This is a genomic window from Novosphingobium sp. B-7 (assembly GCF_000410615.1).
GTDB classification, from domain to species: domain Bacteria; phylum Pseudomonadota; class Alphaproteobacteria; order Sphingomonadales; family Sphingomonadaceae; genus Novosphingobium; species Novosphingobium capsulatum.
Genome location: NZ_KE148381.1, coordinates 40,744 through 53,236 on the forward strand (window position 1 = coordinate 40,744; position 12,493 = coordinate 53,236).

The window sequence follows — 12,493 nt, forward strand, 5'->3', positions numbered from 1 at the left end:
CAAATTCCCCCAGTGGAGAGCAATGGCGCAACGATCAGTGCTTGTAGTCGGGCAGCTTGGGGCTGCCGACCACGCTGCTGACGCCGCGATCGTTGATGCGATCGGTCAATTCACGCAAGGACCGGGTGGTGGCCTGAAGATCGCGCAGCGCCGCATCGGCTGCCGGCAGCGTCTGCTGGTCAAACCGCTTGAGCCCAGGCTGCGCCGACTTGGCCGTATCATTGAGCGCATCGGCCGCCGCCTGGGCAGACTTTAGCGTATCGCGCAGCTGCTTGGCCAGACCATTGCCCTGGTCGTTGAGCAGATTGTCGGCCGAGCCGGCAACCTTTTCAAAGGCCGACAGCGTATAGGTCGCCTGGCGCAGCGTCGATTGCAGTTCGGCCAGGGTGCGCTGCACCTGCGGGGAGGCATCGGCCAGATTGGCGGTCATCTTGTCGGTATGCGCCAGGATGTTCTCGATCGACTTCTGGTTCTTGTCAGACAGCACCATGGTGAGGCGCTCGGTCAGGGTGGCCAGGCGCTCCAGCAGCAGCGGCGCGTTGGACAGGATTTCACCCAGGCCCGAACGCTTGGTCGGGATCACGGGCGCCCCTTCCGGCCCAGGCTGGTCGATCGGCGGCGCGCCCTTGACGGCGCCGGCCAGCTGGATCGTGGAAACGCCGGTAAAGCTGCCCTGGATGCTGGCAGTGGTGCCCATCAGGATCGGCACGCGCTTGTCGATGGCGATGCGCACGCGCACGAACTCGGGGTCTTTCTCCCACAGTTCGATGTCTTTGACCTGGCCCGAGGGCACGCCCGAAAACGACACTTCCGATCCCTTGGCCAGGCCATCGACCGATTGCTTGAAGAAGATGTCGTATTCGTTCTGCGCGTTCTGGTTCAGCCGCGCGATCCAGATCGTGAGCACCGCCGCGCCGATCAGCAGCAGCAGCGTGACGGCCCCGACCCAGATATGGTTTGCCCGCGTTTCCATCGCTTATTCCTGTTCCATCGCGGAGGTGGCCGCCTCGGGATTGGGTTTTACCACATGGGCCGCTTCGCGATCTTGCGCATCCTTGGCCGCCCGGCCGCGCGGTCCGTTGAAATATTCCTGGATCCACGGGTGATCCAGCGCCAGCAGTTCGGGGATCGTGCCCACGGCAATCACCTTCTTGTCGGCGAGCACTGCCACCCGATCGCAGATTTCATAGAGCGTATCGAGATCGTGGGTGATCAGGAACACGGTCAGCCCCAGGGTTTCCTGCAGGCTGCGGATCAGGGTATCGAACGCGGCAGCCCCGATCGGATCGAGCCCGGCGGTCGGCTCGTCCAGAAACAGCAGTTCGGGATCGAGCGCCAGCGCGCGCGCCAGGCCAGCGCGCTTCTTCATGCCGCCCGAAAGCTCTGACGGATACTTGCTGGTGGCATTGGCCGGCAGGCCCGACAGCAGCACCTTGTAGCGCGCGATTTCGTGGCGCAGTTCGTCGGTGATCTCGGGATAGAACTCGCGCAGCGGCACCTCGACGTTTTCCGCCACGGTCAGCGTGGAAAACAGCGCCCCGCCCTGAAACAGCACGCCCCACTGGCTGCGAATATCGATATCGTCATCATCGCGCGCGTCGGTGATCGAGCGGCCGAGCACCTCGATCGAACCTTCCTGCGGGATCTGCAGGCCGATGATCGAACGCATGAGCACCGATTTGCCGGTGCCCGAGCCGCCCACCACGCCGATGATCTCGCCCCGCTTCACGTCGAGATCGAGACCGTCGTGGATCACATGGTCGTCAAAGCGATTGACCAGCCCGCGCACGCGGATCGGGTAATCGCCTTCGAATTCGTCGGGGATCGGCGCCAGGTGCGCCTGGGGATCATGCATGGCTCACCCCCAGCCGATCTTGGTGAAGAACACCGCAAAGAAGGCGTCGAGCACGATCACCGTAAAGATCGCCAGCACCACGGCAGAGGTGGTGCGCGTGCCCACTTCCTCGGCATTGGTCTTGACCTGCATGCCCTGGTAGCAGCCGGCGAGCGCGACGATCAGGCCGAACACCGGCCCCTTGACCAGCCCGACCCACACGTCGTGGATCGGCACCACTTCCTGGATGCGCGCCAGGAAGGTGAGGAACGGAATGCCCAGCGACACCGAGCCCAGAAACGCGCCGCCGATGATGCCCAGCACCGACGAATAGATGCCCAGTAGCGGCAACATGATCATCGTCGCCAGAATGCGCGGCAACACCAGCGCCTCGGTCGGCGAGACGCCGATCGTGCGCATGGCGTCCACTTCCTCGGTCAGCTTCATCGTGCCCAGCTGCGCGGCAAAGGCCGATCCCGATCGCCCGGCGACCATGATCGCGGTCATCAAGATGCCCAGCTCACGCAGGGTCAGGCGGCCGACGAGGTTGATCGTATAGATTTCCGCGCCAAACTGCTGCAGCTGCACCGCCCCCTGCTGCGCGATCACCACGCCGACCAGGAAGCTCATCAGCCCGACGATGCCCAGCGCGTTGACGCCCACCAGTTCCATCTGGTGCACCAGCGCCAGCCCGCGAAAGCGGCGCGGATGGCGCAGCGTCATGCCGATCGCCGAAATCGCCTGGCCCAGAAAGCCGATGATCTGCAGGAACCCCACCGCCAGCGCGATGACCATCTTGCCGACTTCATCGGGCACCCGCTCGATCAGGGGCAGGCGCGGGGCGCGGATGCTTTCGCGGTTCTCGTCGGTCTTGCTGATCGCGTTGATCAGCCGTTCGGCCTCGTCGCGGCAATTGACGATCTTGGCGCCGAGCTGCTGTGACAGGCGCCACACCGTCCAGGCGCCAACGGTGTCCATGCGTTCTACGTCGCTGACATCGATCTCGTCCACCGGATCGGCGATCTGGCGCAGGCGCCGATCGACCAGACCCAGGGAAGATACCACCATCGGGCCGCTGAAGTGCAGCACATTGCCGCCACCGCCCTGGCCCGGCTCTATCGTGAAATCGGCTAAGGCTCTCATCCTGCCCACTTCATGGGCGAAAATGGAGGGGGCGACAAGTGCATCACGTGCGGCGAAACGCAGGAAGCGGCTTTTCCGTTCCCGCCGCCGCTTGCGATAGCGGGCGGCAACTGGCAAGGCGCCAGCCATGAGCGAGACCATTACGCAGCAGGAATCGGGCCAGGACCAGCTGGCCAAGACGTTCGAACCGGGCGCTATCGAGGCGCGCTGGTATGGCCATTGGGAAGGCAAAGGCCTGTTCCGCCCGGAACGCCCCGATGCCACCCCGTTCACCATCGTGAACCCGCCGCCCAACGTAACCGGCTCGCTCCATATCGGCCATGCGCTGGACAACACGCTGCAAGACATCGTGATCCGCCACGAACGCCTCAAGGGCAAGGACGCGCTGTGGGTGGTGGGCACCGACCACGCCGGCATCGCCACGCAGATGGTGGTGGAACGCCAGCTGGAAGCGAACCAGGACAAGCGCACCAACTACACGCGTGAGCAATTCGTCGACAAGGTGTGGGAATGGAAGGCGGAAAGCGGCGGCACCATCACCCGCCAGCTGCGCCGCCTGGGCTGCTCGATGGACTGGGGCCGCGAGCAGTTCACCATGGACCCGCACTTCACCCGCGCGGTGGTCAAGGTCTTCGTTGACCTGCACAACCAGGGCCTGATCTACCGCGACAAGCGGCTGGTCAACTGGGACCCCAAGCTCAAGACCGCGATTTCCGACCTGGAAGTGGAAACGCGCGAGGTGCAGGGCCATTTCTGGCGCTTCCGCTATCCGCTCGCCGATGGCGTCACGCTCGACAGCGGGGCCGATCATATTGTCGTTGCCACCACGCGCCCGGAAACCATACTGGCCGACATGGCCGTGGCCGTGCACCCCGACGACGAACGCTACAAGAGCGTGATCGGCAAGCATGTCTTGCTGCCGCTGACGGGCCGGCGTATTCCGATCGTGGCGGATGAACACGCCGATCCGGCGCTGGGCACCGGTGCGGTGAAGATCACCCCGGGGCACGATTTCAACGACTTCGAAGTGGGCAAGCGCGCCGGAATCGAAGCGCGCGACATGCTCAACATGCTCGATGCCGAGGCCAAGGTGGTGCAGACCGACGATGGCCTGATCCCCGACGCATTCGTCGGCCTCGATCGCTTTGACGCGCGCAAGGCCGTGGTCGAGGCGCTCAAGGCAAAAGGCCTGCTCGTGCCCCATGTCACCAAGGACAAGGAAGGCAACGAGACCGAGCACGACGCCGAACCGCGCACGATCCAGACGCCCTATGGCGATCGCGGCGGCGTGGTAATCGAACCCTGGCTGACCGACCAGTGGTATGTGAATGCCGAATTCCTTGCCCGCAAGCCGATCGAGGCGGTGCGCTCGGGCGCCATCGAGATCGTGCCCAAGTCGTGGGAAAAGACCTTCTTCAACTGGATGGAAAACATCCAGCCCTGGTGCGTCTCGCGCCAGCTGTGGTGGGGCCACCGCATCCCGGCGTGGTACGATGCCGATGGCAAGGCCTATGTCGCGGAAACCGAGGAAGAGGCGCAGGCCCTTGCCGGCAACAAGCCGCTCACCCGCGACGAAGACGTGCTCGACACGTGGTTCTCGTCCGCCCTGTGGCCGTTTGCCACGCTGGGCTGGCCCGACGATACCACGCTGGTGCAGCGCCACTATCCCAATGACCTGCTGGTCTCGGGCTTTGACATCCTGTTCTTCTGGGATGCCCGCATGGCCATGCAGGGCCTGCACTTCATGAACGAAGTGCCGTGGAAGCGGCTCTACCTGCACGGGCTGGTGCGCGCGGCCGATGGGCAGAAGATGTCCAAGTCCAAGGGTAACGTGGTCGACCCGCTGGGCCTGATCGACAAGTACGGCGCCGACGCGCTGCGCTTCTTCATGGCGGCAATGGAAAGCCAGGGCCGCGACGTGAAGATGGATGAGAAGCGGGTGGAGGGCTATCGCAACTTCGCCACCAAGCTGTGGAATGCAGCGCGCTTTTGCCAGGCCAACGGCATTGCCGCCTCCACCACGCTGGAAGCCCCGCAGGCGACCAGCGCGGTCAACCGCTGGATCGTGGGCGAAGTGGTGGAAACCGTTGCTGCGCTCGACCAGGCGATGGCCGACCTGCGCTTTGATGCGGCCGCCAACACGATCTACCACTTCGTGTGGGACACGTTCTGCGACTGGTACATCGAACTGATCAAGGGTTCGTTCGACGATGAAACCCGCGCCGTGGCCGGCTGGGTGCTCGACCAGATCCTGGTCATGCTCCACCCGTTCATGCCCTTCGTGACCGAAGAGCTGTGGCACGCGCTTGGCGCCCGCGACAACGAATTGATCGTGGCCCGCTGGCCCGCGCCACAGGCCAGCGTCGACGCCGATGCCAAGGCCGAGGTCGAGTGGCTGATCGCGCTGGTTTCCGCGCTGCGCACCGCCAAGAACGAACTGGGCATCGCGCCCGGCGCCCGGCTCGATGCCTATCTGGCTGCGCCGAGCGAACGCACCGCCGCGATCATCGCCGCCAACCCGGCCGCGATCGAACGCCTGGCGCGTCTTTCGGCAATCCACTTCGCCCCGGCCCCTGCGGGCGCTGCCATGCAGATCGTAGCCGGTGACGCCACGCTGGTCGTGCCGCTTGACGGGATCATCGACATCGCCGCGGAAAAGGCCCGCCTGGAAAAGGCCCTGGCCGCCGCGCAAAAGGAAGCCAAGGCCCTGGAAGGCCGCCTGGGCAACCCGTCATTCGTCGAACGCGCCAAGCCCGAAGCGGTAGAAAAGGCCCGCGCCGACCACGCCCACCACAGCGCGGAAAGCCAGCGCCTGGCCGCTGCCTTGGCGCGGCTGGGGTAACAAACCATCGTGCTGTGCCTCGCACCACCCCCAACCCCCTCCTCTGAAGAGGAGGGGGCCATGACCTCGGTGCTCCCCCTCCTCTTCAGAGGAGGGGGGCGGGGGGTGGTGCGAAGCCACCAGCAACGCCCATGACCATCGCCCTTGCCACCACCACCCCCGGTGAGCCGGAAATCTTCGCCTCGTTGCAGGGCGAAGGGCCATCGGCGGGGCGACCGTCGCTGTTCATCCGCCTGTCGCGCTGCAATCTGGCCTGCCAGTGGTGTGACACGGCCTATACCTGGCGGTTTACCGGCGACAACCGCCCGCACCGCGATGACCAGGCGTTCGCGCGCAGCACCAACCAGCTGATCCTGCCCGAAGACGACGTAGTCGCCCGTCTGCTGGCCTTTCCGCAAGACCGCGTGGTGGTAACCGGGGGCGAGCCGCTGTTGCAGGCCGCCGCGCTGGCCCGTGTGCTGGCGGCGCTCAAACAGGCGCGGCCCGGCCTGCACGTGGAGATCGAGACGAACGGCACGGTTGCCCCCACGCCCGCGATCGATCCGCTGATCGACCAGTTCAACGTCTCGCCCAAGCTGGCGCATTCGGGCAACCCGGCCGATCTGGCGCTGATCCCCGAACGGCTGGCAGCCTGGGCGGCCGACGCGCGCGCGTTCTTCAAGTTCGTGGTGGCCAGCCCGGCAGATGGTGACGAGGTCGCCGCGCTGCAGGCCTGCTACGGCATCCCCGGCGAGCGCCTGTTCGTGATGCCCGAAGGCACCGACAGCGAAACCCTGCGCAGCCGCGAAAAGTGGCTGTCAGCGCTCGCCCTGGAGCAGGGCTGGCGCATGACCGACCGGTTGCACATTCACCTCTACGGCGACACGCGCGGAACCTGAGACCAACTGCGGAACCATTCGTCGCAAGCGCTCTGCCCGCCGGTTCCCCACCTTGCTATGCCTTTGCCGGGATACGCAAAGGGACAAGAACCATGAGGGTCACTCCACTACTGGCTGCGGCGCTGATCGCCGCAGCGCTGCCTGGTGCAGCACGCGCCGATGATCCGGCTGATCCGTCGATGCGCAGCAGCGCCGCGCGGATGCGCGATCATGAGGCAATCCGCCGCATGAACCAGGCCCAGCTGGACTATGTGCGCCAGCGCGATGCCCGCTGGGCCCGCGAATATCGCCAGCAAGCCTCGCGCAGCCAGAGCAACGGCTATGGCGCGGGATATGGCTATGACAATGATGGCGGCTATGCCCAGGCGCAGGCGCAATACCAGCGCGACCTGGCCGCCTGGCGCCAGGCTGTGTCCGATTGCCGCGCCGGCTATTACGACGCCTGCGGCCGCTGACGCCGGCATAAAAAATCCCCCTCCTTGAACCAAGGAGGGGGCCGGTCATCGCGTACAGATGGCGCGATCAGAACGGGATATCGTCGTCCAGATCGTCGGCGAAGCCGCCGCCGCCGCCACCCTGGTTCCAGGTGCTGCCGCCGCCCGAGGACGACCCGCCGCCAAAGCCACCGCTGCCACCACCACGCGAACCGCCGCTGCTCGAGCCGCCGTCGTTCCAGCCGCCTCCGCCAGAGCGCTGACCGCCGCCACCACCACCGCCGGCACCGCCCTGCGGGCCGTCGAGCATTGTCAGCGCGCCGCCGATGCCGGCCACGACCACTTCGGTGCTGTAACGGTCATTGCCGCTCTGGTCCTGCCACTTGCGGGTGCGCAGCTGGCCTTCGATATAGACCTTGCTGCCCTTGCGCAGGAAGCGCTCGACCACGCCGATCAGGCCATCGCCGTTGATCACGACGCTGTGCCATTCCGTGCGCTCCTTGCGCTCGCCGGTGTTGCGGTCCTTCCAGTTTTCCGAGGTGGCAATGCGCAGGTTCGCAATCTTGCCGCCGTTCTGGAACGACTTGATCTCCGGGTCGGCCCCCAGGTTGCCGATCAGAATGACTTTGTTGACGCTGCCTGCCATCGAATCTCGTCCCTATGGAATTCAGTCGCGCCTGATAGCGCAAGGGAGCATGGCAATGCACGCCCCACAGCAAAGATTTCTGCGGATCAACCCAATCCGAACGCCACGGCAGTCCAATAGGTGATCCCGGCGAAGATATAGGCCAGCGCAAAGAGATAGCCCAGCATGAAGCCAGGCCACTTCCAGCCGTTGGTTTCACGCCGGGTCACCGCAATGGTCGACATGCACTGCGGCGCAAAGACGAACCACGCCAGGAACGCCAGCGCGGTCGCCAGGCTCCAGTGGTGCTTGAGCTGGTCACCCAGGGCGCGGCCCTGCGCGTCCTCGTCGCTGTTGTCCACGGCATAGCTGGTGGCGAGCGAGGACACCGCCACTTCGCGCGCGGCCATCGACGGGATCAGGGCCAGCGCGATATCGCGGTTGAAACCGATAGGTTCGACCACGACGGCCAGGCCATTGGCAATATGCCCGGCGATCGAGGCATCGACCTGGCTCTTGCCCGGCTCGGCGCGTGGGAAGTTGAGCAGCAGCCACAGGACCACCGTCACGGTAAAGATCATCGTACCGGCGCGGCGCAGGAATACCCAGGCCCGCTGCCACAGGCCCAGCGCCAGATCCTTGACCGTGGGCAGCTGATACTTGGGCAGCTCCATGATGAAGCCAGAGGCCGCGCCCTTGGTGATCGAGCGGCGCAGCACCAGCGCCACGACCATGGCGCCAAGGATACCGGCAACATAGAGGCCGAACAGCACCAATCCCTGCAGGCCCACGCCCGGCAGCACCCGCGTGTTGGGAATAAAGGCGGCGATGATCACGGCATAGACGGGCAGCCGCGCCGAACAGGTCATCAGCGGGGCAATCAGGATCGTGGTCAGCCGGTCCTTGGGATCGGTGATGCTGCGCGTGGCCATAATGCCGGGAATGGCGCAGGCAAAGCTCGACAGCAGCGGGATGAAGCTGCGCCCGGACAAGCCCACGCCGGCCATCATGCGGTCCATCAGGAACGCGGCGCGTGCCATATAGCCGGTCGCCTCCATCACCAGGATGAAGAAGAACAGGATGAGGATCAGCGGCAGGAATCAGCGGCAGGAACACGATCCCCGCGCCCCCCCCGCCAATGATCGCGTCGGCCAGCAGATCGCGCAGCAACGAGGCGGGCAATTCGCTGCGCACCAGATCCTGCAGGGCAGAGGCGGCGCCATCCAGCCCGTCTTGAAACGGCTTGGCCCAGGTAAACATGGCCTGGAACACCACGAACAGCAGGGCAAAGAGCACCGGCGGCCCCAGCCAGGGGTGCAACAGCACCCGGTCCATGCGCGCATGGATGCGATGGCGCGCGGTTTCGGAAAGCGTGGCGCCCTGCGCCATCTGCCGCGCCAGCAGGCGGCGTTCGGGCAGCGTCACATGCACGCGCGCCGCCGGGGTTTCATCGCCAGCGGCGGTGTCGCGCGCCACGGCGATGGCCGCGGCCAGCTCGGCCAGCCCCTTGCGCCGCACCGCCACGGTTTCGATCACCGGCACGCCCAGTTCGGCGGACAGCGCGGCGGCATCGATCGTCAACCCGTCGCGCGCAGCCAGATCGACCATGTTGAGCGCGACTACGGTGGGCCGGCCCAGTTCCAGCACTTCCTGGGCAAAGACCAGATGCTGTTCGAGGTTGGAGGCATCGAGCACGATGACCAGCACATCGGGCCGCACCTGGCCCACCTGCTCGCCCATGATGACCTTGCGGGTCACTTCCTCGTCAGGGCTGGTGGCGGCAAAGCCATAGGAACCGGGCAGATCGACCAGTTCGACCGGCTCGCCACTGGGCAGCAGCAGGCGCCCGGCCTTGCGCTCCACCGTGACGCCTGGATAGTTGGCGATCTTCTGGCGCGCGCCGGTCAGCGCATTGAACAGCGCGGATTTTCCGGCATTGGGATTGCCCACCAGCGCGGCGACAAATGGCCCCCTGCTCATGCCGCCAACTCTTCCACCTGCATCGCGCGGGCATGGATGCGGCGCAGCGCCACGGTCATCCGCCCGATCTCGATCGCCAGGGGATCGCGGCCCAGGAACACCCCGCGATAGGCAAGGCGCACCTGCGCCCCTTCGTCAAAGCCCAGCGCGCGCAGGCGCTGCGCCTCTTCAGGCACCAGCGCGGCCCAATCGACCGAGGCGATTCGGGCATCGTGGCCCAGCGGTAGTTCATCGAGCGTCACAGCAGCCCCGCTGCCATAGCCCAGCCGCTTATGCAAGTCGTTCGCAAGAAGATTGATCGCGATCAATTCATCAAACGGCCTGGCGGCACGCGCGAATGGGTGAGCGGCGGGGTCAGCGGGCGGGATAGCGCAGCCGGCCAAGCAGGCGCACCGGGCTGAACCGCTCGCCCTCACGCTTGAACAGGCCGGCTTTCAGCTTTTCAAAGCGCATCACGCCTTCGATCCGGCGATCGAGGAACGCGCGCGTGTCGGCATGGTCCTCGCTGCGATCCTCGGCAAAGACGGCCAGCGTGGCGGCATAGAGCGCGGCCAGCGTCGCGCGCTTGCTGTAATGGTTGAGATCGGTGGCGGTATCGCCCGCCAGGCGCCACATGGCGTCCGCGCTGTGCCAGCCCAGCTTGAGCGTCTGAGCGCTGTTGCGCGGGCGGGCCATCTCGATCAGGGCGCGGCGCAGCGCCTCTTCCATGCCCGACAGGGCATCGAGGCGGAACTGCACCAGGCGGCGGATACGCTCGCGAATCTTGAGTGTGGCCAGTTCGCTGGCCGGCAAGGCACGCGCCATGTCGGCATCGATCCGCGCAATCCAGGCGGCGATCATGGTCATCGCCGCGCCGCTTTCACCCACGCCATAGGCCAGGCGCGCCACCGCGGGATCGAGCCCAACGGCGAGCGCGGCACTATCAACCGCCGCGCCGGTCCAGCCGTCGAACATCGCCGCTTCGGCCACCAGCGGCGCCAGTTCGATGCGCAGCTGATCGAGATCGAGCGTTTCCAGCGTGGCCGCATCGGGCATGGCGATCATGGCAAGTCTCCGGGTTGGAACATCAACGCATCAGTGATCAGAACGTGGGGCCATAGGTTTGCGCCGCCTTGCCGGTCTGGCGCTTCTTGGCGGCGGCCTCAAGCTCGTCGGAAATCGCCTCCGCATGGTCGAGCGTGGCATAGTCGCGGGCCGATCGGCCGGAATTGTCGGGCCGATCGGGGTTGGCGCCGGCCTTGAGCAGCGCGCGCACCATGGCGAGGTTGTGGCCGTGAACCGCCGTGATCAGGGGCGTTTCGCCGGTGTTGTTGGGATCATCCACCCGCGCGCCCACCGAAATGAGGAAGTCCACGCCTTCCAGGAAATTAAGGTTGGCGGCCACCACCAGCGGGGTGACGCCCTTGTTGTCGCGCGCGTTGACGTTGGCACCCTTGCCCACCAGGAACTGCATCCACAGCAGGTCGCGCCGCTGCGTCACGATATGCAGCGCGGTTTCGCCGGTCGATACGTCCTTGGTGTTGACGATCTGGCTGGCAGGATTTTGCAGCGCCTCGTTCACCTTGTCGCCGTCCTTCTTGCGCACGGCATCGAGGAACTTGTAGCTTTCCGAGAACTGGGCCAGTGCCGGGCCGGCCGGCAGCAGCACCGCAGCAGGCGCCAGGGCGCACAGGGCAAGAGCGATGCGGCGCGAATTGGCCCTCTTGATCGACACGGCTGCATTCCTCCTCTGGCGTGGCCACGGTGCACGTGGCCCTTGCAAGCGCGCTGTTAGCAGAGCATGAACCGCCACGCCATGGATCACCCCTCGTTCTTGCCGATTATTGCCCGCAAGTGCCTGTCGGCACTGGCGCTGGCCACCGCCCTCACCCTGCCGCTGGCAGCCTGCAGCAGCGGTGCGCCGGCATCGGATGCGCCGCTGGCCGGGGCGCAGCTGGGGGGCGATTTCACTTTGGTGAACGAAGCCGGCAAGACCGTGCATGCCGCCGATTTCGCCGGCAAATATACCGTGTTCTATTTCGGCTATACCTATTGCCCCGATGTCTGCCCGCTCGACACCGCCAACCTGATGCAGGGCTATCACGCCTTTGCCAAGGCGCACCCGGACAAGGCAGCCCGCCTCGTGCCGATCTTCGTCTCGATCGATCCGGCCCGCGATACGCCGCAAGTGCTGGCGCAGTTCACCGGCAATTTCGGCAAGGAACTGGTCGGGCTTACGGGCAGCGCCGACCAGATTGCCACCGTAGCCAAGGAATTTGCCGTCTATTACCAGAAGCGCGCCGCACCCAAGGGCGCCGCGCCACAGGCCTATCTGATGGACCACAGCCGCGCGGCCTATCTGATGGGGCCCGATGGCAAGCCGATCGCCCTGCTGCCGGTGGAACAGAACGGCGAGGCCGTGGCCGCCGAACTGACGCGCTGGGTGCGCTGAGACATGGCCACGCCCCCCAATACCGGCGCGCCGCAGGACCGCTTCTGGGATCGCCCGATCGAAACGCTATCGCGCGATGAATGGGAAGCGCTGTGCGATGGCTGCGGCAAGTGCTGCCTGCACAAGCTGGAAGACGAAGACACCGGCGAAGTCTATCACACCAACGTCGCCTGCCGCTTGCTCGACACCAAGACCGCGCGCTGCAGCGACTATCGCCACCGCCGCGCCATGGTGCCCGATTGCCTGCGGCTCACCCCGCGCCTGGTGGCGCAAGTGGCCTGGCTGCCGGCAACCTGTGCCTATCGCCTGCGCGCCGCCGGCGAGCC

Annotated in this window: 12 protein-coding genes and 1 pseudogene; 5 read left to right on the forward strand and 8 right to left on the reverse strand. The window is 65.8% G+C overall.

Annotation, left to right across the window (positions count from 1 at the left end; genetic code table 11):
- Positions 1 to 34: 34 nt before the first annotated feature.
- The 3 genes from H926_RS0115995 to H926_RS0116005 are packed head-to-tail and all read right to left on the reverse strand — an operon-like array spanning position 35 to position 2,977.
- Positions 35 to 973, reverse strand: a complete 939-nt coding sequence (locus tag H926_RS0115995) for an MlaD family protein (protein WP_022677220.1) — start codon at positions 971 to 973, stop codon at positions 35 to 37.
- A 3-nt stretch (positions 974 to 976) separates the two neighbouring features.
- Positions 977 to 1,855 (reverse strand): ABC transporter ATP-binding protein, encoded by an 879-nt coding sequence (locus tag H926_RS28080; RefSeq protein WP_022677221.1) that lies wholly within the window; start codon positions 1,853 to 1,855, stop codon positions 977 to 979.
- 3 nt (positions 1,856 to 1,858) lie between these two features.
- Positions 1,859 to 2,977 carry an ABC transporter permease gene (locus tag H926_RS0116005; RefSeq protein ID WP_028658108.1) on the reverse strand — a complete coding sequence of 373 codons (1,119 nt, stop codon included), beginning with the start codon at positions 2,975 to 2,977 and terminating at the stop codon, positions 1,859 to 1,861.
- A gap of 127 nt (positions 2,978 to 3,104) precedes the next feature.
- Between H926_RS0116005 and H926_RS0116010 the strand changes: the two genes are divergently transcribed.
- The 3 genes from H926_RS0116010 to H926_RS0116020 all read left to right on the forward strand — a co-directional run bounded on the left by H926_RS0116010 (position 3,105) and on the right by H926_RS0116020 (position 7,152).
- On the forward strand, positions 3,105 to 5,819 hold the full coding sequence (locus tag H926_RS0116010) for a valine--tRNA ligase (RefSeq protein ID WP_022677223.1): 2,715 nt from the start codon (positions 3,105 to 3,107) through the stop codon (positions 5,817 to 5,819).
- A gap of 131 nt (positions 5,820 to 5,950) precedes the next feature.
- Positions 5,951 to 6,697 (forward strand): 7-carboxy-7-deazaguanine synthase QueE, encoded by a 747-nt coding sequence (locus tag H926_RS0116015; protein WP_022677224.1) that lies wholly within the window; start codon positions 5,951 to 5,953, stop codon positions 6,695 to 6,697.
- A gap of 92 nt (positions 6,698 to 6,789) precedes the next feature.
- Complete coding sequence (locus H926_RS0116020) at positions 6,790 to 7,152, forward strand: hypothetical protein (RefSeq protein ID WP_022677225.1); 363 nt, start codon at positions 6,790 to 6,792, stop codon at positions 7,150 to 7,152.
- Between the two features lie 67 nt (positions 7,153 to 7,219).
- Here the strand turns inward: H926_RS0116020 and ssb are convergent, their stop codons facing one another.
- The 5 genes and pseudogenes from ssb to H926_RS0116045 all read right to left on the reverse strand — a co-directional run bounded on the left by ssb (position 7,220) and on the right by H926_RS0116045 (position 11,450).
- Positions 7,220 to 7,777 (reverse strand): single-stranded DNA-binding protein, encoded by a 558-nt coding sequence (gene ssb, locus H926_RS0116025; protein ID WP_022677226.1) that lies wholly within the window; start codon positions 7,775 to 7,777, stop codon positions 7,220 to 7,222.
- 86 nt (positions 7,778 to 7,863) lie between these two features.
- Positions 7,864 to 9,736: pseudogene (locus tag H926_RS28085) on the reverse strand (ferrous iron transporter B).
- Positions 9,733 to 9,978, reverse strand: coding sequence for a FeoA family protein (locus tag H926_RS0116035; protein WP_054132196.1), 246 nt, complete (start codon positions 9,976 to 9,978; stop codon positions 9,733 to 9,735). The pseudogene H926_RS28085 and the gene H926_RS0116035 overlap by 4 nt, the downstream one beginning before the upstream one ends.
- 112 nt (positions 9,979 to 10,090) lie before the next feature.
- Positions 10,091 to 10,771, reverse strand: a complete 681-nt coding sequence (locus H926_RS0116040) for a COQ9 family protein (RefSeq protein WP_028658110.1) — start codon at positions 10,769 to 10,771, stop codon at positions 10,091 to 10,093.
- Positions 10,772 to 10,817: 46 nt separating this feature from the next.
- The gene (locus H926_RS0116045; RefSeq protein ID WP_022677229.1) at positions 10,818 to 11,450 is read right to left on the reverse strand and encodes an ankyrin repeat domain-containing protein; all 633 of its coding nucleotides are present in this window, start codon (positions 11,448 to 11,450) and stop codon (positions 10,818 to 10,820) included.
- 99 nt (positions 11,451 to 11,549) lie between these two features.
- On the opposite strand from H926_RS0116045, the gene H926_RS0116050 reads away from it, so the two are divergent.
- Both H926_RS0116050 and H926_RS34865 read left to right on the forward strand, forming a co-directional pair.
- Positions 11,550 to 12,167, forward strand: a complete 618-nt coding sequence (locus tag H926_RS0116050) for an SCO family protein (protein ID WP_028658112.1) — start codon at positions 11,550 to 11,552, stop codon at positions 12,165 to 12,167.
- A 3-nt stretch (positions 12,168 to 12,170) separates the two neighbouring features.
- On the forward strand, positions 12,171 to 12,493 hold a 323-nt coding region (locus tag H926_RS34865), incomplete at its 3' end, for a YkgJ family cysteine cluster protein (protein WP_237741073.1).

Bases quoted from the DNA above. Each gene is read 5' to 3' on its own strand.
- H926_RS0115995 (WP_022677220.1), bottom strand. From the start codon at position 973: ATGGAAACGCGGGCAAACCATATCTGGGTCGGGGCCGTCACGCTGCTG.
- H926_RS28080 (WP_022677221.1), bottom strand. From the start codon at position 1,855: ATGCATGATCCCCAGGCGCACCTGGCGCCGATCCCCGACGAATTCGAA.
- H926_RS0116005 (WP_028658108.1), bottom strand. From the start codon at position 2,977: ATGAGAGCCTTAGCCGATTTCACGATAGAGCCGGGCCAGGGCGGTGGC.
- H926_RS0116010 (WP_022677223.1), top strand. From the start codon at position 3,105: ATGAGCGAGACCATTACGCAGCAGGAATCGGGCCAGGACCAGCTGGCC.
- H926_RS0116015 (WP_022677224.1), top strand. From the start codon at position 5,951: ATGACCATCGCCCTTGCCACCACCACCCCCGGTGAGCCGGAAATCTTC.
- H926_RS0116020 (WP_022677225.1), top strand. From the start codon at position 6,790: ATGAGGGTCACTCCACTACTGGCTGCGGCGCTGATCGCCGCAGCGCTG.
- ssb (WP_022677226.1), bottom strand. From the start codon at position 7,777: ATGGCAGGCAGCGTCAACAAAGTCATTCTGATCGGCAACCTGGGGGCC.
- H926_RS0116040 (WP_028658110.1), bottom strand. From the start codon at position 10,771: ATGCCCGATGCGGCCACGCTGGAAACGCTCGATCTCGATCAGCTGCGC.